Consider the following 19965-nt stretch of genomic DNA (forward strand, 5'->3'; position numbering starts at 1 on the left):
GACACTCAAGTAAGAGTGCCAGTTTTCATTTTAAAGGTTTTTTCGACTTTTTTCTACAGATAACCCCTTTTTGGCAAAAAAATTATCTCTCGCCTTTTAACAGGGTCGGTTCTGTTACCCGTTTTTGGCCGTCTTCTTCCATGGTTTCATTTTCCCCTTCTTTCTCCTTAAAACGGATATCCTTGACAAAGTAATAAATCAAAGGATGTCCTATACCCAATATCGCAAGTGACAAAGGAATTCCCACATCCTCTTTCAGAAGGGCCACAATCAGGAGAAAGCACAAAATGGAAACAATTCTGCCAGCGTTCAAGAACATTTCTCTAAGCACGATATATTCAATTCTTGCTTTTCTGGCATGCCTCGCGCGCCCTATCACATCATATGTAAGTGATACATATGGCACAAGCAACAGAGGATAGCCGATGGCAATAAAAACGCCATACGTTAATAATGTCGAAAAGCTCATATGGAACAGAATCAAAAACAGCGCGCCATACAAAATAAGTCCGCCCAGCAAAATCGATTTTTTTCTCGCCTTTTTCTTAATCAGCCTGGATGCAAAGTAGTAGGCAAAGAAGGAAACAGCTGAATTGACAAGACCGAATGTACCGAGAGCAAGTTCGCTGTTTGTCTCAATAAATACAAACACACTGATTAAAAAGACAAAAATCCCTTCTCTCAAACCCTGAAAAAAATGCGCATTCGTGATTCTCCGCCAATTCATATTGCTATGGCGCTCTCCAAATACTTTGCTCAGCATAAAACGGCCCTTTGATTCTCTCCGTTTTAAGAAAAAGCTCATCACGACAGCCAGGGCAAATAAACTGAGGGAGAGACTGAAAATCACTGTATAACCCGTATTATTTTCAAGCCTTGAGATCACGAATCCGGCTACAATCGGACCGATCATTCCTGCAGAGGAAGACAGAATGCCCATAAACCCGTTGAAAAAGTCTCGTGTATCCGGCTCTGTTATTTCAAAGGTCAGCACGTTAAACGCTAGCCAATAAAAGCCATAGCCAACTCCGAGCACCGCGCCGATTAGCACGAGACGGCTGGCCGCCGTTTCTCCGGCTAAAAGCACACTTAAATAAAAGGCAGCTAAAAAAATGACGCCGAACCTTAAAATGAATACCCTGTCTATTTTTTTGGCTAACCGTCCAGCCAAATAAAAGGTTATCGGCTGCATTGTCACAATGGATAAATTATATATCGCCAAATCAATAAATTTCCCTGACTGCTTCCAAAGATACACATTAACAAATGTATTGGACAGTGCAATTCCCAGCGAGTAAAGCCCGCCAATGGTCAGCAGAAAGAGTAACCCTTTGTTTACGTCTACATCGCCTATCACTTTTTTTAGTTTGCTCATTACTGACTCCCCTTTACTATCCCTTAGTCTGTCTCACTCAAACCGAGATATGTAAAAAGAAGACATAAAAAAACAAGGTCCCATAATGAGGACCTTGTTTGTGCCATTATTTTGCTTCGCTGTATAGACGAGCCACTTCGTCCCAGTTTACAACATTCCAGAAAGCTGAAATGTAATCAGGACGGCGGTTTTGATAGTTAAGGTAGTAAGCATGCTCCCAAACGTCAAGACCTAAGATAGGCGTTTTGCCTTCTGAAAGCGGAGAATCTTGATTTGGCGTGCTTGTGATTTCAAGTTTCCCGTTGTTCACAACAAGCCATGCCCAGCCAGAACCGAAGCGTCCAGCTGCTGCTGCTGCGAATTGCTCTTTGAATTTGTCAAAGCTTCCAAATACACTGTTGATCTCTTCAGCAAGCGCGCCAGTCGGTTCGCCTCCGCCGTTTGGAGATAAAAGTGTCCAGAATAATTTGTGGTTCGCGTGTCCGCCGCCGTTGTTGCGGACTGCAGTGCGGATGTTTTCAGGAACAGAATCAAGATCTGCAACAAGCTCTTCAACTGATTTGTTGGCAAGAGCAGTGTTTCCTTCAACCGCTTTGTTTAAATTTGTCACGTATGTGTTGTGGTGTTTCGTATGGTGAATAGTCATAGTTTCCTTGTCGATATGCGGTTCTAAAGCATCGTACGCATAAGGTAATTCTGGAAGTTCGTAAGCCATGATAATTCCTCCTTAGTATATATGTACTGAAATGCCGCTTCACAGCGAGCCTTTCTTCATTCAATGTAACAAAAGAATGCTTTGTAATCAATGAAAAAGCTCACGATTTGGCTCATCTCAGCGGACATATTTCACTTTAACCGATAATCTGCCCCATTAAACCTGCCGCCAGCATTTCTTATAGGACCGTCCATAAAAAGTATCCGATCATCAAAAGCTGTATGATCCCCTTTGCAATAACCCCTGTTAAAAAACCAATGAGTGAGCCGAGGCCAATTTTAAACGCTGACTTTAAGTCCTTCTGATGAACGATAAGTTCTGCGCAAACAGCCCCGATAAACGGCCCCAATATGATCCCTGCAACCGGAATGACAAAAGGCCCGATTAATAAACCGATCGTGCTTCCCCATATGGCAGCTTTGCTTCCTCCGAACCTTTTTACTCCAAGCAGATTCGACACGTAATCTGCTGCGAATAATACTGCGGCAAAAACTGCCTCAACAAGCCAGAACATATAAGAATACGGACTGAATGAAAATAAAAATCCGTACAATACAAATCCGGCAACAATAAATACTACGCTCGGAATAACAGGATACACCAGCCCGATAAAGGCAATGATAAAAACCGCTGCAATCAACAGCCAATACAACATATCCATAGCTTCCATCCTCCCATTTTACTCTGTCTTCTTCATGTCTTCCTTGTATTCACACGCATGCAACGATACAATAAGCAACATATATTAGTTTAGCTAGGAAGTGAAGATAGTGAATGTGTTTCAGCTTTTCATTAAAAGTACATACTCTCCCCGTGATATTGCAAAAACAAGATTTCAAGGAATCGGAAAAGCGATTCTTTATGTATTTTTGCTCTCTGTCCTATTTGCAATCCCTACCGCTTATTATGTAAGTACAGGGACCGTAAAATCAATGAACGGCTTTAAAACTGTTTTAAACAAAGATTTCCCTGATTTCACAATTTCAAACGGCAAACTTCAAACGGATGAGAAAAAAGCCACGGAATCTCAAGCAAATGGTTTCGTTATCGTGTTCGATCCGACAGACTCCTATGGCACTGAACAAATTGAAGCAAAGCAAAACGCGATCGGCATCCTTCAGAACAAATTTGTTTTGGCCATTGACGGACAAGCCCAAGAAATGTCTTACTCAATGATGCCATCAGAGTTACAGAAAAAAGATGTCATTGCAGGGTTAAACCAAAATAAAGCGATGATTGTAACTGTTCTCTCAGCTCTTATTTTTCTCGTAACAGCAGCGGGAAAATTTATTGAAGTATCGTTTTTAGCGCTTATCGGGTTAATCATTAAGAATTCGCAGAAAAAACATTTATCCTATCATCAGCTCTGGAAGCTTTCTGCTTATTCCATCACCCTTTCAACTGTATTCTTTACAATCATGCGGGCATTAGAAGCAACCGTACCAAGTGAATTTTTGCTGAACTGGTTTGTCAATTTTGTCATCCTGTTTCTCGTTTTAAAAGAGATTCCGTCCAAAAAAGCTGCTGTATAAACCGAGGCTGCATTCGCAGTCTCTTTTCTTTTGTCATGAATCGAAATGGACAAGCATACTATGGTATAAAATTTCGTATGCGGGAGGAAAAGCGATGAAGCGTCTCACCTTAGTATGCAGCATTGTTTTTATACTTTTTATTCTTTTTTATGACCTTAAAATTGGAACCATACCCATTCAGGACCTCCCTGTCTATGAAGCATCAGCAAAAACGGCTGTACAAGAACCGGCTTATAAAACGGTGAAGGTAAAGCCGGGTGATACGGTTATGTCGATAGTCGGATCAGCAGGTTCTCCGGATGACATTGTAAAGGATTTTGAAGCACTGAATCCAAATGTGAAAGCCAATGCCATTCAAGCGGGAACAGCGTATAAATTCCCGGTCTACCCTTAATTTAACGTTAATTTCTTGTCAGTTCGGCGAAGACACTGTTACAATGTAATTTGTAAAATAAATTCACATAAACCATACTAGAATTGTTATATCTAGAAGCGGCAACTACAATTAAGGAGCGATTGCAAGTGAGTGAAATCACACATCGTACAAAAACGCGTCCCGTCAAAGTGGGACCTTTAACAATAGGCGGCAACAATGAAGTTGTCATCCAAAGCATGACAACAACAAAAACACATGATGTAGAAGCAACGGTTGCGGAAATTAACCGTTTGGCTGAAGCCGGATGCCAAATCGTTCGGGTAGCATGTCCTGATGAACGGGCAGCAAACGCCATTGCGGATATTAAAAAGCGCATTTCCATTCCTCTCGTTGTTGACATACATTTCGATTATAAACTTGCGTTGAAAGCCATTGAAGGCGGCGCAGATAAAATCCGAATCAACCCCGGCAACATCGGCCGGCGCGAAAAAGTTGAAGCGGTTGTTAAAGCAGCCAAAGACAAAGGCATTCCGATCAGAATCGGAGTAAACGCCGGTTCATTGGAAAAACGCATTTTAGAAAAATACGGTTATCCGACTGCCGATGGAATGGTAGAAAGCGCACTTCATCACATTAAAATTCTTGAGGATCTTGATTTTCACGATATTATTGTCAGCATGAAGGCCTCTGACGTGAACCTTGCAATCGAGGCTTATGAAAAAGCGGCGAAAGCGTTTGACTACCCGCTTCACCTCGGGATCACCGAGTCAGGAACGCTGTTTGCCGGCACAGTAAAGAGCGCAGCAGGACTCGGCGCCATTTTAAGCAAAGGCATCGGGAACACCATGCGCATTTCACTAAGCGCAGACCCTGTAGAAGAGGTAAAAGTAGCAAGGGAGCTTCTGAAATCTTTCGGCTTAGCCTCCAATGCTGCCACGCTCATCTCATGTCCGACTTGCGGCCGTATTGAGATTGATCTAATCAGCATTGCCAATGAAGTGGAAGAGTATATTTCTAAGATAAAAGCGCCGATTAAAGTTGCTGTTCTCGGCTGCGCTGTAAACGGACCTGGTGAAGCGAGAGAAGCTGATATCGGAATCGCCGGCGCACGCGGTGAAGGGCTGCTGTTCCGGAAAGGGAAAATTGTCCGTAAGGTTCCAGAGGAAACGATGGTAGAAGAACTCAAAAAAGAAATTGACATTCTTGCTGAGGAACACTACGCAAAACTTGAAGCTGAAAAAGCAAAATTAAAAGAAGAAACACAAAAAGCTTGACGGGAACCCGTCAAGCTTTTTTGTGTTAGAAAAATGGAATAATAAATATTCCAAGCACTAATGAAACGACACCGATACCCATTGCCCAGGCTCCAAGGCCTTGTGCACCTCTTCTTCTTGCGATATAGCCGACAATAATACCAGCAGCTCCCAATAAAACAGGCAGTACAAACAATGAAATGATGGACAAGGCTAAAGCGATATATCCTATTCCCCGTCCTTCATTGACATTGCCGCCGCTGCGATCATTGTCTTGGTCATTGCTGCGGTCAGCAGCACGATAAGGCTCTGCGATTTCAGCAGCTGTTTCCTCAAAAAAACCGTCATTGTCGCGGGTAATATTTGTCCCTTCAGATCCATGATCAACATAGTAACTGTTGTTATCACGCTTTTCGTAATCGTTTGCCACCTTCAATTCCCCCTTCTGTTTTATTAAAGGAGCTTTTATAGTTTGATCCATTTTGCCTGATTCATGTTTGCTAAACTTTTCTGTTAATGTCAATTGTTTATGTTACACTTGTAGGGATGAAACTGAAGGAGTGTGGGCATGTTACGCTTAGGAATAGATATTGACGGCACAATCACGGCTCAGGATACATTCGTCCCTTATTTGAACCGTTCGTTTAATCTTTCCATTTCATTAAACGATATGACGGATTATGATTTAACAAAGCTGTTAAACATTACCCAGGAAGAATTTTGGGATTGGATGAATCAAAATGAAGCGATCATATATAAGGAAGCATTGCTTGCACAGCATGCGAAACAGTCACTTGATCTTCTCAAAGAGGAGCACAAGCTTATTTATATTACAGCGAGACGGACTCATTTAACTGATATTACCTATGAATGGTTTGACAGACAAAACATTCATTATGACCACATCGAACTCGTTGGCGGTCATCACAAAGTTGAAGCGGTCAAGAATCATAACATCGACCTGTTTTTTGAGGATCATCACGGTAACGCCATGATGATTGCGAAAGAAGCCGGGATACCGGTGATTTTGTTCAATTCCCCTTATAATCAGCTTCCGATTGATTCAAACATCATCAGAGTAAACAACTGGCTAGAAGCCGTTCAATGGATGAACAACAATAAGCATCACTTAATACGTGTCAATAACTGAAAAAGGAGCCCAAACCGGGCCCCTTTTTCATATATACGCATTTTACGCAGTAGTGTTTTCTTGGTTTTCCGCTGTACAATCAGGGCATGTGCCATAAATCTCAAATTTATGCCCGCTGACCTGATAGCCATCCAAATCATCACAAAGCTTGTCCATCGGACATGATTCAATTTCCTTTGTTTTGCCGCAGGCAAGACAAATAAAATGATGGTGGTGATGGGTGAATGAACACTTAAATCGGAAGAGCTTTTCACCGGACAGCTCAGTTGTTTCCAAAATCCCAAGTTCTTCATATAAAGAAAGATTTCTGTAGATTGTATCAAAGCTTAAGCCTGGATAATCATCATTCAGTGCAGACAGTACGTTTTTAGCGGTAAGATATCTGTCTGAATCAGCAAAAAGCTGCAGCATATCCTCCCGTTTGTTTGTATATTTATATCCGTTTTCTTTTAGTAGGTTCAGCGCTTCTTGTACGTTCATGAAGGGTCCCCCTTTTCGCTTTGCTTAAGAACGTATTACATGTATGAAAAAGAAAATGGCAGCTGTCTGTCCAGCAAGCCATTTTCTTTACTGCAGATAAAATTATACCCATAAAATGAATAAAAGTAAATGAAAGCCTAGTGGATTGCGTTTTTGAATTTTCCGCCTCTCGTTTCATGAGTATTCATAATTGTTATGAATGCATTTTGATCAACTTCAAACACGATCGATTTGAGCTTTGTCACTTCCAGCCTTGTGACAACCGCGTAAATTACGTCTTTTTCTTCGTCCGTATACCCGCCTTTCCCCTTCAGCTTCGTTGTGCCCCGACCAAGACGGTGCAAAATCGCGTCGGAAATCTCATCATACTGCTCAGACACAATAATGACAGCTTTTGTTTCATCAAGCCCTTGGATCACGGCATCAATCGTTTTCATCGCAATATAATAAGTCATGAATGAGTACATCGCTTGCTCAGGACCGAACACAAAAACTGCCCAAATGAAAATGAACACATTGATGAACATAACGAACTCACCTACTGAAAACGGGAGTTTTTTGGTCAGCAAAATACCGAGAATTTCTGTACCATCCATTGAACCTCCGTTTCGAATAACAAGCCCGACGCCAAAGCCGAGTAAAAGACCTCCGAACACAGTAGCCAAAATAGGCTGGGTTGTAATGGCTTCTACATGGTGAAGTGAGGATTCAATAACGGCAAGCCCGACAATCCCTATAAACGTAGAGACTAGAAAGGTCTTACCGATATATTTATATCCGAAGATCATAAAAGGAATATTTAATATGACAACGAAAAAAGCGAAATTCAGAAAGGGGTTTGACATAAAGAGGTGGTCTAAAATAAGTGATACACCAATAATCCCGCCATCAATAAAATCATTGGGGATTAAAAATAATTCAATACTTACAGCCGCAGATGCAGCTCCTACCAGAATCATAAAGACCCTGAAAATAAAATGGGTAAATGTTTCTTTCTTATGTTGTTTTGTTGGGGTCATAAAATCTCCTTTCCTGCAATAACTATTTTAAATACATTATAAATCTATTTTACCATTAATCACTGACACATTTTACTGATTTGCCCATACATTAAGTCTGGAGGTGGAATGACCGATGATTTTATTTCAAAGAATTATTTTGCAGCGGCTTAATCAGGCTACTGCTGATGATTTGCTGAAGTACTCAAAACAATACGGAATCAGCTTAACAAGATCGCAGGCCGTTGAAGTTGCGAACCTGTTGTACGGGAAAAATGTAAACATCTTTAATGAGAGTGAACGAATGCGGCTGCTGAAACAAGTAGAGATGATTACATCGAAAGAAACAGCTCAAACAGTTAATGAACTATTCAAACAATTTACAAGCTAAAAAATGGGGGTGTTATCCCCCATTTTTTATTGCTGTAAAATCTTTTCGAGCAATGTATCATCAAATTGTTTTTCTTTCAGCATTTCAATCTCAAAACGGTATGGCGGTTTTTTGTTCTTTTTATCTTCACCGACGTATGGTGTTTCAAGAATTTTTGGAATGTCTTTTAACTGCTCATGGTGAACAACATATTGCAGTGCGTCAAAACCTATTTCACCAAAGCCAATATTTTCATGGCGGTCTTTTCTCGCACCTTTGACATTTTTGCTGTCATTGATATGAAGCACTTTAATACGGTCAATGCCAATGATTTTATCGAACTCATTTAGCACTCCGTCAAAGTCTTCGACAATGTTATACCCGGCATCATGTGTATGGCACGTGTCAAAGCACACTGACAGCTGCTCATTGTGTGTAACGCCTTCGATAATCTGCGCAAGCTCCTCAAAGCTTCTGCCGCATTCTGATCCTTTTCCAGCCATTGTTTCTAATGCAATCTGGACATTTTGATTCGGATCAATCACTTCATTTAAGCCTTCAATAATTTTTTTGATGCCGGCTTCAGCTCCTGCCCCTACGTGAGCGCCAGGATGAAGGACAATTTGCCTCGCTCCGATGGCCGCTGTCCGTTCAATTTCTGAACGAAGAAAATCAACACCCAGCTCAAAAGTGGACGGATTTGTCGTGTTGCCAATATTAATAATATAAGGCGCGTGTACGACAATCTCGTCAATGCCATTTTCTTGCATATGTGCCCGGCCTGCTTCTATATTTAAGTCTTCAATTTTCTTTCGGCGCGTATTTTGCGGTGCGCCTGTATAGATCATAAACGTATTCGCCCCATAAGAGACTGCTTCCTGGCTTGCAGCCAGAAGCATATGTTTTCCGCTCATAGAGACGTGTGAGCCTATTCTCAACAACAGGTTCCCCTACTTTCTTTTCTTAGATTGGTTTCTTCTCTGTTTTTTCTTGATTTTCTCCATCTCATAGCTCATTTTCTTTTTATACCCAGGCTTAACCTTCTTCGGCTTTTTCACGAGACGATGAGCAATTTCATCCGCTTCATTCGGCGTTTTTTTACGCTTTTTGCGGCGCTGACGGTCATCGCCTTTTTTCCATTCGCCCTTGTCAAGCTCTAAGTAATCAAATTCGATGCCCATTTTTTCAAGTCTTACTAATGCATCCTCATCAGTAAGCTCATAAATGGTCATCGCTTGTCCTGATGAGCCGGCACGAGCCGTTCTGCCCACACGGTGAACATAGAAATCGAGATCATCCGGCAGCTCATAGTTGATAACATGGCTGACACCTTTAATATCAATACCTCTTGCGGCAAGGTCAGTTGCAATGACATATGTGAATTCCAAATCATTGATCTGCTTCATGACTTTTTTCCGCTCACGTGGTGTTAATCCGCCGTGCAGCAAGCCAATTTTCATGCCTTTGCCAGTCAGATACTGGGCAATATGGTCAGCCGTATTTTTCGTGTTGGCAAACACAATCCCCAGGTATGGATTCAGATGCGACATGATGTCAAAAAGGAGCTTGTCCTTGTCACGATGTTTCGAAGGAATGAGGATATGCTCGATTTTCGCAGCAGTCACCTGTTTTGGCTCCACATGGGCGTATTTCGGATTTTCCATGTATTTCTTCAAAAATGGTTTCAGCTTTTCCGGTATGGTCGCTGAGAACACAAGCATTTGCAGATTTTCAGGCATGCGGGAACCGATGTAATCTACATCTGCAAGGAATCCCATGTCCAGCATTAAATCCGCTTCATCAATAACAAGAGATTCCGCTTTATGAACACTTAACGCCTGTTCTTTGATTAAGTCAGCAATCCGTCCGGGTGTACCGACAACAAGATGCGGCTGTATTTTCAATTTATCAATTGATTTTTGTTTATCAGTGCCTCCGATAAAACATTTCGAGCGAATCTGACTGCCTTCCTCACCCTGCGTGATTTTAAGCGCTTCCTGATATATCTGGTTGGCTAGCTCTCTTGTCGGAGCCGTAATGACTACCTGAACGACATCCTTAGCAGGATCGATTTTGTTTAATAAAGGCAGTAAATAAGCGTGAGTCTTTCCAGTACCCGTCTGAGACTGGCCGATGACGCTTTCTTTTTTTAACACTGCAGGAATCAGCCTTTTCTGGATATCAGTCGGTTCGTAAAAACCAAGGCGATGTACTGCATCTATAATAAATGGTTTCAATTCATAAAGTTCAAATTTCGTTTCTTTCATTTTTCCCAGCTCCTTAAAGCGGCACATTATGTGTCCATCATCACATTATACCCGATTTTGCTTAAAAACACCACGTTTGCAAGGCGTTTGTTTTATTCAGTTATGTAAAGCAAATACCGCAGCCCATGCATATTCTAATAGCAGAGAGAGCTGAAAGGAGGTACAAGTATGTTTTCACCGCAGCAGCCAATGAGAAATTACCCACAGCCCGGACCGCCCCGCCCCATGCCAAATCAGCGAATGATGGGCAGAAGACCGCCTAATATGCGAGGACCTTCATTTGGAGCACAGCAGCAAGGTTTTCAGCAAGCCGGACAATTTCTTCCTCAGGCAAATGCCGGAGCGAGAAATGGTGCAGGTGCAGGCGGAGGCTTAAAAGGAATGCTGTCAAGATTCCTACCCGGCGGAGGAGGCGCTGGCAGCGCCGGAGTTCCAGGAGCAGGTGCCGCAGCGAGCGGAGGTGCTGGCCTGCAAGGCATTCAAAATATCGCCAATCCTGCATCATTATCCAGTATGCTTGGAAATGTGCAAAAAGTACTCGGCATGGCGCAGCAAGTCACCCCTATGATCCAGCAGTACGGCCCATTAGTCCGCAATCTGCCAGCAATGATGAAGCTGTACAGCCAATTAAGTAAAAGTGATGATACTGAGACAGAGACCAATGAGGAAAGTGAAAAACAATCCGTTTCAGAAGAATCATCAGAAAAAGAAAAAGAGACTGAAACAAAAACCTCAGATGGGAACAAAAAATCAAAACCAAAAAGTTCTTCTCTCCCAAAGAAATCTAAAACAACTGACAATAAAGAACAAGAATCAAAAACATCTGCCCCGAAGAAAAAGGAAGCTGCCTCTCCTGCTCCGAAAAGAACATCAGGCAGTTCAAAACCGAGATTATATATTTAACATTCTTTGATATCTGAAGTGAGATTGGCTATAATGAGATCAGAAGAATGCAAGAATAGAGCCGTTTGATTACGGCTTTTTATATTGCCTTTACTCACTTCAGTATTGGAGGACAACCGAAAATGGACGTAATTAAAATTTCACCGCGCGGCTATTGCTATGGTGTTGTTGATGCTATGGTCATTGCCAAAAATGCGTCACTAGATAAAAGCTTGCCAAGACCCATCTATATACTCGGGATGATTGTTCATAATAAACACGTCACTGATGCGTTTGAAGAGGAAGGGATTTTTACATTGGACGGCTCTAACCGTCTGGACATCTTAAAGCAGGTTGACAAAGGAACTGTCATTTTCACTGCGCACGGTGTTTCTCCCGAAGTCAGAAGAATCGCAGAAGAAAAAGGGTTAGTCGCAATTGATGCTACATGTCCGGATGTGACGAAAACTCATAATCTAATCTTAGAGATGAAAGAAAAAGGATATCACGTGATCTATATCGGCAAAAAAGGGCATCCAGAGCCTGAGGGAGCCGTTGGCGTAGCGCCGGAGATCGTTCACTTAGTTGAAACAGAAGAAGATGTAAAGAACCTTGATATCCAAGCCGAGAAGTTAATCGTGACGAATCAAACAACAATGTCTCAATGGGATGTTCACGACATTATGGAGCTTGTCAAAGAAAAATATCCTCATGTCGAATATCACCAAGAGATTTGCCTCGCTACTCAAGTACGGCAGGAAGCTGTATCAGAGCAGGCAAAAAAAGCGGACTTAACAATTGTTGTCGGAGACCCGAAAAGCAACAATTCAAATAGGCTTGCTCAAGTGTCAGAGGAAATAGCCGGGACAAAAGCATACCGGATCGGCGACTTAAGCGAATTGAAGCTCGAATGGCTGAAAGGCGTTAATACCGTTGCAGTTACAGCGGGAGCTTCAACACCGACGCCGATCACAAAAGAAGTCATTCGCTTTTTAGAGCAGTTTGATCACGAAGATCCATCAACTTGGACAACTGAACATAATATACCGCTCAAAAAAATACTTCCAAAAGTAAAAGCAAAAAACTGAGGCTGTAAAAGCCTCAGTTTTTTTATAGAAATGTAAATGGATTTGTATCTGTTTCAGAAACAAAGATATTCACGTCAAACTTTTTATCGTTACACATTGATGTCAGTTTTCTCGTGACGCCTTCTTTCATGATTTTTTCCGCGTAATGGCCCGGATCAACCACATTTAGGCCAAGCATCATCGCATCATGGGCCACATGGAAGTATAAATCCCCTGTGACGTAAACATCGGCTCCCTTTCGTTTTGCATGATGAATATACTTGTTTCCATCTCCCCCAAGAACAGCTACCTTTTTCACCATGCTGTCAGCATCCCCCACCATTCTGACACCATTGACGTCAAGCTTGTCTTTCACAAATAAAGCGAATTCCTTGAGCGTCATCTCATTTTTAAGGGTTCCGACACGGCCGAGTCCTTTTTCGGCAGGAGTCTGTTCAACAGGATAGATATCGTAAGCAACTTCTTCATATGGATGGCTTTTTATCATTGCATTGATAACAGCCTTTTCGACGCTTTTAGGAAATACAGTCTCAAGCCTTACTTCATGAACAAGCTCAAGCTCTCCCACTTCACCGATAAAAGGCTTAGCTCCGTCCAATGGCTTAAAGCTGCCGATTCCTTCAGATGAAAACGCGCAATGGCTGTATTCACCGATATGGCCAGCCCCCGCATTTCCGAGCGCGGCTCTGACCTGCTCTTCATATTCCTTCGGCACGTATACTGCCAGCTTTTTCAGAGGATCCGTATAAGTAGGTACCAGCACTTCCGTCTCACTCAGCTCTAATGCTTCAGCAAGCAAATCATTCACACCGCCGACCGCAACGTCTAAATTTGTATGAGCTGCATAAACAGCAATATCATGCTTCAAACACTTTTCAATTAACCTTCCGGCAGGCTGATCTGTTGAAATATGCTTTAGCGGCCGGAAAATAGGAGGATGGTGTGCAATAATCAAGTCAACCTCTTTTTCAATCGCTTCATCGATAACGCTCTCTAACACATCAAGTGTAACCATCACATTTTTAATTGGTTTGTTTAAAGTGCCGATTTGCAGGCCGATTTTATCTCCTTCAACCGCATAGGCTTTCGGGGAAAATTGTTCAAACAGCTGGATGATCTGCTGCCCATTTACACTTTTAGCCATGATCGATTACCTCCTTTAACAGCTCCATTCGATCGGCGAGCTCCTTTAATTTTTGTTTGTTTTGCTCTGTATCCGCCGCTTGGCTGATCTGTTCATAAATGCTTTGAGTGTGCTGAAGCTCTTGTGTCCACTTTTTCAAAAAGACAGCATTTTTTTCTTTTGCCAAGAAAGGGCCGACGAGCATCCCGGCTGATAAAGAAATACCGTCATAAGCCGCATCCCTGTCTCCCGCTTCTGCCACCAGCACCTCATAGCACTTTCCGTCCTCTTCAAGGATTACCTCATCTATCAGCGCATATCCTTCTTTATAAAGCCACTCCCTGATATGAACAGCATGAATATTCGGCTGTAAAATGAGCCGTTCCTTCCCCGTTAATTTGTCTTTGCCCGCTTCTAAAATGTGAGCGATCAAAGCCCCGCCCATTCCGGCAATCGTAAAGGCATCAGCTTCACCTTTTTTAATCACTTCCAGTCCGTCTCCCTGCCTTACAGAAATGTGCGAGTTTAAGCCTGATTTTTCAACCTGCCGCTTTGCAGACAAAAATGGGCCGTCTGTTATTTCTCCGGCAATCGCCCCGCTGGCTTTATGATTCAGCACCGCAAAACAAGGAAGGTAGGCGTGGTCAGAGCCGATATCGGCCATCACCGCTCCATTCGGTATGTACTCCGCTACTGTTTGCAATCGTTTAGATAATTTTAATTCGTTCACTTGTCATCACAACTTTTCTCAATCATTTTTTCCTTTACTATCATATAAAAAATCAGCCCGGAATCCAAGCTGAAGCAAATGATTTTGAAATTATTTCTTTTGATGCGGGTCTGCACGCGGCAGTCAAAAATAAAAGGCTGTCGAGAACATCTCGGCGGCCTGTGAATGTATAAAGAGAAAAATAGTTCTTTTATTTAATTTTTGACACCCACTCTGCCATATCATCCAGCTTATCGGCCGGAACAAGACCGGAAGGCATTCCATTACCGCCTTTTTCGATCTTTGTTTTAATTTCAGCGACATCTTTCTTATCCCCTACACCTTTTAAGCTCGGACCCGAAACACCTTCATAATTTTCACCGTGGCATGCGATGCAGTTTGCCTTGTAAATTTCTTCTGGTGAAGCGTTTGCATCTTTCTTTTCAGCAGATTTGCTTTCTCCTCCGCTTGCAATCTCCCGAGAGTCATCAAGTCCTTTTACTGATAAAAAGAAAGTTAGACCAATTCCTAAAACAGCGATCAGCAAAAATGGAATAAGCGGGTTCCATTTCATTTCCCTTCCCCCTTTTTGATCCTTCCCCCTATGTAAACACTTCTAATTCTAACTTATTTTTACAAAAAGTAAATGGATTGCTATACAAAAGTTTTTTATTCACACTTTATACAAAATTGAATTGAAACATGCCTAAATCTCTAATATCCTTTTTATTCTATTGTATAATGTATTGTATACGCTTACAATAGAAAATATGGAATTAGATTTTGAAATTTTTCACCACAATGTTCATTTGCAAATGACATCATTTTTCAGTAAAATAAAGGCATATTATCCATATATCTTTTTAAAAAAAAGAAGAACGGATCTTCAAGACCCGTTCCATCTTATTCAAGGAAATCTTTCAAACGTTTACTTCTGCTAGGATGTCTTAGTTTCCGCAACGCTTTGGCTTCGATTTGTCGAATACGCTCTCTCGTTACTCCAAATACTTTGCCGACCTCTTCTAATGTTCTTGTACGGCCGTCATCAAGACCGAATCGAAGACGCAATACATTTTCTTCACGATCAGTTAACGTATCAAGCACATCTTCCAGCTGCTCTTTCAATAGCTCGTATGCGGCGTGGTCAGAAGGTGAAGTTGCTTCTTGGTCTTCAATGAAATCACCAAGGTGCGAGTCATCCTCTTCACCGATCGGTGTTTCCAGAGATACCGGCTCTTGAGCAATCTTTAAGATTTCGCGTACTTTTTCAGGCGTTAAATCCATATCTTCCGCAATTTCTTCAGGTGTTGGTTCTCTGCCTAAGTCTTGCAGTAATTGACGCTGCACACGGATTAATTTATTAATGGTTTCAACCATATGAACGGGAATCCGGATCGTTCTCGCCTGATCGGCAATGGCGCGTGTAATCGCCTGTCTGATCCACCACGTAGCATACGTACTGAATTTATAACCTTTGCGATAATCAAATTTTTCAACGGCTTTCATCAGGCCCATGTTTCCTTCCTGGATCAGATCAAGGAACAGCATACCGCGTCCGACATACCGTTTTGCGATACTGACAACAAGCCGCAGGTTCGCTTCAGCCAATCTGCGTTTAGATTCTTCGTCACCTTCTTCAATCTTTTGAGCGTAGGCGATTTCTTCTTTTGCAGAAAGAAGGTTAACCCGACCGATTTCCTTTAAATACATACGAACTGGGTCATTGATTTTAACGCCAGGCGGTACACTTAGGTCATTAAGGTCAAATTCTTCTTCGGCTTTGGCAAGCTGCTGAATATTAGGATCTTCTGTTTCTTCATTCTCACTAATTAATTCAACACCTTGTTCACCTAAAAATTCATAATACTCATCCATTTGGTCTGATTCAATTTCAAAGCTGGACATACGCTCAGCAATTTCTTCATATGTCAAAACGCCACGTTTTTTACCAGACTCTGTTAATTGCTCTTTTACTTGGTCGAATGTTAATTCTGTCTCGTGGGTTTGTTTATCAGCCATTATGGATCCCTCCTTCCAAAGCTTGCAACGAATTCTATAAGCGGTATAATTCTTATTCGGTCCATTCAGGCGTTTTCTATGTGAACTGCCTTTAACAATGTGCGAATAATGAAATGACAATTCATGATGAGGTTAAGCGATCTATTTGCTCCTCCGCAAGGAATCATTGCCAATAAATGCTCCTCATCAGTTCTCCAGTTATTTTAAAGATCGGTTCAATGTAACGATTTCTTGAGCCAGAGAAGCAGCTCTTAAAAAATCTTTTTGCCTTTCGGCTTCGGCTCTTTCCGCCTCTTTTTCTTTTATCATTGACCAATTTCTTTGATTCAACACTTTTTTTACATAATCTGATAACTCGGCTTCGCTAAGCTCTTGATTAACCTGAAGCATTAATATATCAGACAAGAGCTGACTTATATGATCATCCGTCACCCTGGCCATCAGATGCTGAGGCGTCAGCTCGGCTCCCTCTTCATAAAAAGCATAAAGATAGGCGGCTAATGCCCGGTGCTCATCAATATTAAATTGAAACCCTACCCGGTCAATCACTTTTTTGATGACGCTCCGATCTCGAAGCATGTGAGCGAGTAACAGCCTTTCTGCATTTTCATACGCCGGACGCAAACGTTTTTGCCTTGCTTTTGTCGTCAGATGCGCTCGCCGCGTTTTTGTTTCACCACTATTGTCAGCAGGTTTGTTTTGCTTGCTGAAAACAGACAGCTGCTCAGTTAAAGACTCCTGTGAAAGCGAAAACTCTGAAGCAAGCTGCTTTACATAGACTTCCTGCTCTAGAGACCCTGAAAGCGTGCTGATTTCTTTCAGTACGTCTTTAATGTAAGCTAGTCGGTCGCCTTCATCGGACAGGTTCTTTCCTTTTCGGAAATATTGCATTTTGAACGCCATTACGGTGACACTGGCATCAATAATGTCGTTTTTAAATTTTTCCCCGCCGAATTTTTTGATGTAATCATCAGGGTCCAATCCGTCAGGAATCATTGCAACTCTGACTTTGCAGCCTTTTTTTTGCAGAAGCTCCGAAGCTTTTAAGGTGGCTTCATAACCGGCTTTATCAGAGTCATAGCAAAGAATGATTTCTTCGACGTTTCTTCTCAGGATCTTGACATGATCATCTGTAAGAGACGTTCCCATCGTGGCTATGCTTTCTTTTACACCCGAGCTTACGGCCGATATGACATCAGCAAACCCTTCAAATAAGACTGCTCTTTCCTGCTTTCTGATATGAAGGCGGGCCTTATAAAAATTGTAAAGCAGTTTACTTTTATGAAAGAGCGGGGTTTCAGGACTGTTCATATACTTAGGCTGCTGGCTGCCAAGAGCCCTGCCTGAGAAAGCAACAACAGCCCCGTGATGATCATGGATCGGAAACATGACACGGTTTCTGAAGCGGTCGAAATATCCGCTTCCGTCTTCGCGTCTGATCAGGAGACCCGCTTTTTCCATTTGTGCCTCACTAAATCCCCTCTTTACAAGGAATTTCGTAATAAAGTCCCAAGAATCAAGAGCATAGCCAATCTGAAATTCATCAATCAGCTCTTTCGTAAAGCCCCTAGAAAGCAGATAATCCAGTGCCTCTTGACCTTCTTTTGTATTCATTAACAAATGATGGTAAAATTTCTTCAGGAGCTCATGTGCCTCAGCCATTTTTTGTTCTCCAGAAGACTCTGGCCGGGCTCCGGAATGGACTGTTATATCATCTGGAAAATCAATTTGGTATTTGTCAGCAAGGTGAGAAACCGACTCGGCAAAAGAATAGCCTTCCATCTGCCTTAAAAAAGAGAAAACATTGCCGCCCGCTCCGCAGCCAAAGCAATGAAAAATCTGTTTGTCGGGCGATACGGAAAACGAAGGTGTGCTTTCTCCATGAAAAGGACAGAGTCCAAAGTAGTTTCGGCCTTGCTTCTTTAATTGAACATAATCACCTATGACTTCAACGATATCTGCCGACTTTTGCACCTGATCCACAATTTCATCTGGTATCCGATTTCCCATCTTATAACACTCCGTCGTACATTATTCGATGCTTTAGTGCAAAATCCCTTCATCGTTCGACAGGATTTTTTGCAGCAGTGTAATAAATCGTTCTCGATCTTCTTTATTCAATTTTTTAGGCCCTTTGGCATATACGCCTTTTCTTCTTTGTTTGCCGGAAAAATGACGGCCCTCTAGGGCAAAATCAATCGTGTCTTCCTTGTAAAGACGACCTCTTTCCGACATAACAGAGACATTTCTGTTCAACAGCAGAGATGCTAATCCGATGTCCTGCGTCACAACAATATCTCCCGGTTTCACGTGATTTGCGATATATAAATCAGCAGCTTCTTTATGAGGATCAACATACTTCCATTTTTCTTCATTGCTTCTGGAAAGCTGATAATGTTCAAATGAAGCGACAAAAAGAACTTGAACTTCATACTCGGATGCTGTTTGTAAAATTTCATCTTTTACCGGACAAGCATCAGCATCGACAAAAATCGTCTTTTCTTGTTCATTAAGAAGAGTAATTCTCCATCCCTCCATTAAACTCCTGCATAAAAGCAAGCAAAATCGCACATCCTTTATTATTGTGGATGTATATGAATTTGTCGAAAAATTTCCGGGAGAAATTCTTGACATCTTACCCATAATAGTTTATTCGTATCACACGATCCTTAAACCTAAAATTAATCATTTTATCACAATTTTTTATTATAATACAAACTTCACAAAGATGCTATTGTTTTTCATTATTCCCTTTTGGCACAGCCAAAAACCCAGGATAGAGCGTCCTGAGTTATATGTTTTTTGTTTTGAGATGATGGATAATATTTGCTGTTTCCTCAACCGCTTTATTTGAAACATCAACAACCTGGCAGCCGATCCGATCCACAATCTTTTCGAAATACTCGAGTTCCTCTTTGATTCTGTTGATATTTGCATAAATCGCTTTATCATTAAGCCCGAGTGATTTTAAACGTTCTTTTCTGATATGATTCAGTTTATCAGGGCTAATCTTTAAACCGATGCATTTTTTCGGATCAACGTTAAAAAGTTCTTCCGGTGGATCAACCTCAGGTACAATCGGTACATTGGCAACCTTCAGGCGCTTGTGTGCGAGATATTGAGACAGCGGTGTTTTAGACGTTCTTGACACGCCGATCAAAACGATATCAGCTTTTAAAATCCCTCTTGGATCACGTCCATCATCGTATTTAACTGCAAACTCGATGGCCTCCACTTTTTTGAAATAATCTTCATCAAGCTGGCGCACCCGCCCCGGTTCGTATTTCGCTGTTAAACCGTAGGCTGTTTCCATTTTATCAATCAACGGGCCGATAATATCATAATATAAAACATTTGCTTTTTCCGCTTCGGCTATCAAATATTCTCTGATTTCCGGCACCACGAGTGTAAAACAGATAATGCCGCCGTCTGCCTTTGCAAGTGAAATCACTTCATTGATAGTGCCTATATCTTCAACATAAGGAATTCTTCTTACATGAGTATCATCCGCCGATCCGTTAAATTGGCTGAGTGCTGCTTTTACTACCAATTCAGCCGTTTCACCGACGGAATCCGATACAACATAGATGATGCGGTTATTCATATTATCCCCCCGTTAGTTTGCAAT

At 41.8% G+C, this 19965-nt stretch carries 22 protein-coding genes; 7 read left to right on the forward strand and 15 right to left on the reverse strand.

All coding sequences use genetic code 11. The features are described 5' to 3' along the window. Positions 1–82: 82 nt before the first annotated feature. The 3 genes from bslm_RS12045 to bslm_RS12055 all read right to left on the reverse strand — a co-directional run bounded on the left by bslm_RS12045 (position 83) and on the right by bslm_RS12055 (position 2751). The gene (locus bslm_RS12045) at positions 83–1375 is read right to left on the reverse strand and encodes an MFS transporter (RefSeq protein ID WP_003230095.1); all 1293 of its coding nucleotides are present in this window, start codon (positions 1373–1375) and stop codon (positions 83–85) included. A gap of 106 nt (positions 1376–1481) precedes the next feature. Beyond that, entirely contained in the window at positions 1482–2090 is a 609-nt protein-coding gene (gene sodA, locus bslm_RS12050) for a superoxide dismutase SodA (RefSeq protein WP_004398583.1), read from the reverse strand. A 178-nt stretch (positions 2091–2268) separates the two neighbouring features. Further along, entirely contained in the window at positions 2269–2751 is a 483-nt protein-coding gene (locus bslm_RS12055) for a DUF456 domain-containing protein (protein ID WP_004398518.1), read from the reverse strand. Between the two features lie 109 nt (positions 2752–2860). Between bslm_RS12055 and bslm_RS12060 the strand changes: the two genes are divergently transcribed. The 3 genes from bslm_RS12060 to ispG all read left to right on the forward strand — a co-directional run bounded on the left by bslm_RS12060 (position 2861) and on the right by ispG (position 5272). After that, positions 2861–3622: a DUF1189 domain-containing protein gene (locus bslm_RS12060; RefSeq protein WP_015384107.1), complete on the forward strand. Its 762-nt coding sequence runs from the start codon at positions 2861–2863 to the stop codon at positions 3620–3622. 94 nt (positions 3623–3716) lie between these two features. Beyond that, the gene (locus bslm_RS12065) at positions 3717–4016 is read left to right on the forward strand and encodes a LysM peptidoglycan-binding domain-containing protein (RefSeq protein ID WP_003230087.1); all 300 of its coding nucleotides are present in this window, start codon (positions 3717–3719) and stop codon (positions 4014–4016) included. 122 nt (positions 4017–4138) lie between these two features. Beyond that, positions 4139–5272 (forward strand): flavodoxin-dependent (E)-4-hydroxy-3-methylbut-2-enyl-diphosphate synthase, encoded by a 1134-nt coding sequence (gene ispG / locus bslm_RS12070; RefSeq protein ID WP_010886567.1) that lies wholly within the window; start codon positions 4139–4141, stop codon positions 5270–5272. 25 nt (positions 5273–5297) lie between these two features. Here ispG and bslm_RS12075 read toward each other — a convergent pair whose 3' ends face one another. After that, entirely contained in the window at positions 5298–5687 is a 390-nt protein-coding gene (locus tag bslm_RS12075) for a DUF308 domain-containing protein (protein WP_010886568.1), read from the reverse strand. Between the two features lie 132 nt (positions 5688–5819). Here bslm_RS12075 and bslm_RS12080 point away from each other — a divergent pair, with 132 nt between their 5' ends. Then, the gene (locus tag bslm_RS12080) at positions 5820–6401 is read left to right on the forward strand and encodes a nucleotidase (protein WP_003246215.1); all 582 of its coding nucleotides are present in this window, start codon (positions 5820–5822) and stop codon (positions 6399–6401) included. 42 nt (positions 6402–6443) lie between these two features. Here the strand turns inward: bslm_RS12080 and zur are convergent, their stop codons facing one another. After that, positions 6444–6881, reverse strand: coding sequence for a zinc uptake transcriptional repressor Zur (gene zur, locus bslm_RS12085; RefSeq protein ID WP_004398578.1), 438 nt, complete (start codon positions 6879–6881; stop codon positions 6444–6446). 137 nt (positions 6882–7018) lie between these two features. Continuing rightward, positions 7019–7900, reverse strand: coding sequence for a YitT family protein (locus tag bslm_RS12090; RefSeq protein ID WP_003230077.1), 882 nt, complete (start codon positions 7898–7900; stop codon positions 7019–7021). A 115-nt stretch (positions 7901–8015) separates the two neighbouring features. Between bslm_RS12090 and bslm_RS12095 the strand changes: the two genes are divergently transcribed. Continuing rightward, positions 8016–8270 (forward strand): DUF2624 domain-containing protein, encoded by a 255-nt coding sequence (locus bslm_RS12095; protein WP_046381186.1) that lies wholly within the window; start codon positions 8016–8018, stop codon positions 8268–8270. A gap of 26 nt (positions 8271–8296) precedes the next feature. On the opposite strand, the gene bslm_RS12100 is transcribed toward bslm_RS12095, so the two are convergent. After that, a complete protein-coding gene (locus tag bslm_RS12100) occupies positions 8297–9190 on the reverse strand; it encodes a deoxyribonuclease IV (protein WP_046381187.1) in 894 nt (297 codons plus the stop codon). 9 nt (positions 9191–9199) lie between these two features. Continuing rightward, positions 9200–10516: a DEAD-box ATP-dependent RNA helicase CshB gene (gene cshB, locus bslm_RS12105; protein ID WP_046381188.1), complete on the reverse strand. Its 1317-nt coding sequence runs from the start codon at positions 10514–10516 to the stop codon at positions 9200–9202. A 168-nt stretch (positions 10517–10684) separates the two neighbouring features. Between cshB and vrrA the strand changes: the two genes are divergently transcribed. Together vrrA and bslm_RS12115 are read left to right on the forward strand one after the other, a co-directional pair. Further along, a complete protein-coding gene (vrrA, locus tag bslm_RS12110) occupies positions 10685–11419 on the forward strand; it encodes a VrrA/YqfQ family protein (RefSeq protein WP_046381189.1) in 735 nt (244 codons plus the stop codon). Positions 11420–11541: 122 nt separating this feature from the next. Beyond that, positions 11542–12486, forward strand: a complete 945-nt coding sequence (locus bslm_RS12115) for a 4-hydroxy-3-methylbut-2-enyl diphosphate reductase (protein ID WP_014477361.1) — start codon at positions 11542–11544, stop codon at positions 12484–12486. Between the two features lie 22 nt (positions 12487–12508). Here bslm_RS12115 and bslm_RS12120 read toward each other — a convergent pair whose 3' ends face one another. From bslm_RS12120 to bslm_RS12150, 7 genes are all read right to left on the reverse strand, one after another. Continuing rightward, positions 12509–13630: a Nif3-like dinuclear metal center hexameric protein gene (locus bslm_RS12120; protein ID WP_046381190.1), complete on the reverse strand. Its 1122-nt coding sequence runs from the start codon at positions 13628–13630 to the stop codon at positions 12509–12511. Further along, the gene (trmK, locus tag bslm_RS12125; protein ID WP_046381191.1) at positions 13623–14273 is read right to left on the reverse strand and encodes a tRNA (adenine(22)-N(1))-methyltransferase TrmK; all 651 of its coding nucleotides are present in this window, start codon (positions 14271–14273) and stop codon (positions 13623–13625) included. The genes bslm_RS12120 and trmK overlap by 8 nt, the downstream gene beginning before the upstream one ends. Positions 14274–14529: 256 nt before the next feature. Further along, a complete protein-coding gene (gene cccA, locus bslm_RS12130; protein WP_003230068.1) occupies positions 14530–14892 on the reverse strand; it encodes a cytochrome c550 in 363 nt (120 codons plus the stop codon). A gap of 329 nt (positions 14893–15221) precedes the next feature. Beyond that, a complete protein-coding gene (gene rpoD, locus bslm_RS12135) occupies positions 15222–16337 on the reverse strand; it encodes an RNA polymerase sigma factor RpoD (protein WP_003226225.1) in 1116 nt (371 codons plus the stop codon). A gap of 198 nt (positions 16338–16535) precedes the next feature. Next, entirely contained in the window at positions 16536–18347 is a 1812-nt protein-coding gene (gene dnaG / locus bslm_RS12140; protein ID WP_046381192.1) for a DNA primase, read from the reverse strand. 33 nt (positions 18348–18380) lie between these two features. After that, positions 18381–18875, reverse strand: coding sequence for a YaiI/YqxD family protein (locus bslm_RS12145; protein WP_003230065.1), 495 nt, complete (start codon positions 18873–18875; stop codon positions 18381–18383). Positions 18876–19128: 253 nt separating this feature from the next. Further along, positions 19129–19941, reverse strand: a complete 813-nt coding sequence (locus bslm_RS12150; RefSeq protein ID WP_003230064.1) for a pyruvate, water dikinase regulatory protein — start codon at positions 19939–19941, stop codon at positions 19129–19131. Positions 19942–19965 lie beyond the last annotated feature (24 nt).

The organism is Bacillus sp. LM 4-2 (genome assembly GCF_000978495.1).
GTDB classification, from domain to species: Bacteria; Bacillota; Bacilli; order Bacillales; family Bacillaceae; genus Bacillus; species Bacillus subtilis.

Coding starts and splice junctions, on each gene's coding strand:
- bslm_RS12045 (WP_003230095.1), bottom strand. CDS start 1,375: ATGAGCAAACTAAAAAAAGTGATAGGCGATGTAGACGTAAACAAAGGG.
- sodA (WP_004398583.1), bottom strand. CDS start 2,090: ATGGCTTACGAACTTCCAGAATTACCTTATGCGTACGATGCTTTAGAA.
- bslm_RS12055 (WP_004398518.1), bottom strand. CDS start 2,751: ATGGATATGTTGTATTGGCTGTTGATTGCAGCGGTTTTTATCATTGCC.
- bslm_RS12065 (WP_003230087.1), top strand. CDS start 3,717: ATGAAGCGTCTCACCTTAGTATGCAGCATTGTTTTTATACTTTTTATT.
- bslm_RS12080 (WP_003246215.1), top strand. CDS start 5,820: ATGTTACGCTTAGGAATAGATATTGACGGCACAATCACGGCTCAGGAT.
- zur (WP_004398578.1), bottom strand. CDS start 6,881: ATGAACGTACAAGAAGCGCTGAACCTACTAAAAGAAAACGGATATAAA.
- bslm_RS12090 (WP_003230077.1), bottom strand. CDS start 7,900: ATGACCCCAACAAAACAACATAAGAAAGAAACATTTACCCATTTTATT.
- bslm_RS12095 (WP_046381186.1), top strand. CDS start 8,016: ATGATTTTATTTCAAAGAATTATTTTGCAGCGGCTTAATCAGGCTACT.
- cshB (WP_046381188.1), bottom strand. CDS start 10,516: ATGAAAGAAACGAAATTTGAACTTTATGAATTGAAACCATTTATTATA.
- vrrA (WP_046381189.1), top strand. CDS start 10,685: ATGTTTTCACCGCAGCAGCCAATGAGAAATTACCCACAGCCCGGACCG.
- bslm_RS12115 (WP_014477361.1), top strand. CDS start 11,542: ATGGACGTAATTAAAATTTCACCGCGCGGCTATTGCTATGGTGTTGTT.
- bslm_RS12120 (WP_046381190.1), bottom strand. CDS start 13,630: ATGGCTAAAAGTGTAAATGGGCAGCAGATCATCCAGCTGTTTGAACAA.
- trmK (WP_046381191.1), bottom strand. CDS start 14,273: ATGGCCGATATCGGCTCTGACCACGCCTACCTTCCTTGTTTTGCGGTG.
- cccA (WP_003230068.1), bottom strand. CDS start 14,892: ATGAAATGGAACCCGCTTATTCCATTTTTGCTGATCGCTGTTTTAGGA.
- rpoD (WP_003226225.1), bottom strand. CDS start 16,337: ATGGCTGATAAACAAACCCACGAGACAGAATTAACATTCGACCAAGTA.
- dnaG (WP_046381192.1), bottom strand. CDS start 18,347: ATGGGAAATCGGATACCAGATGAAATTGTGGATCAGGTGCAAAAGTCG.
- bslm_RS12145 (WP_003230065.1), bottom strand. CDS start 18,875: ATGGAGGGATGGAGAATTACTCTTCTTAATGAACAAGAAAAGACGATT.
- bslm_RS12150 (WP_003230064.1), bottom strand. CDS start 19,941: ATGAATAACCGCATCATCTATGTTGTATCGGATTCCGTCGGTGAAACG.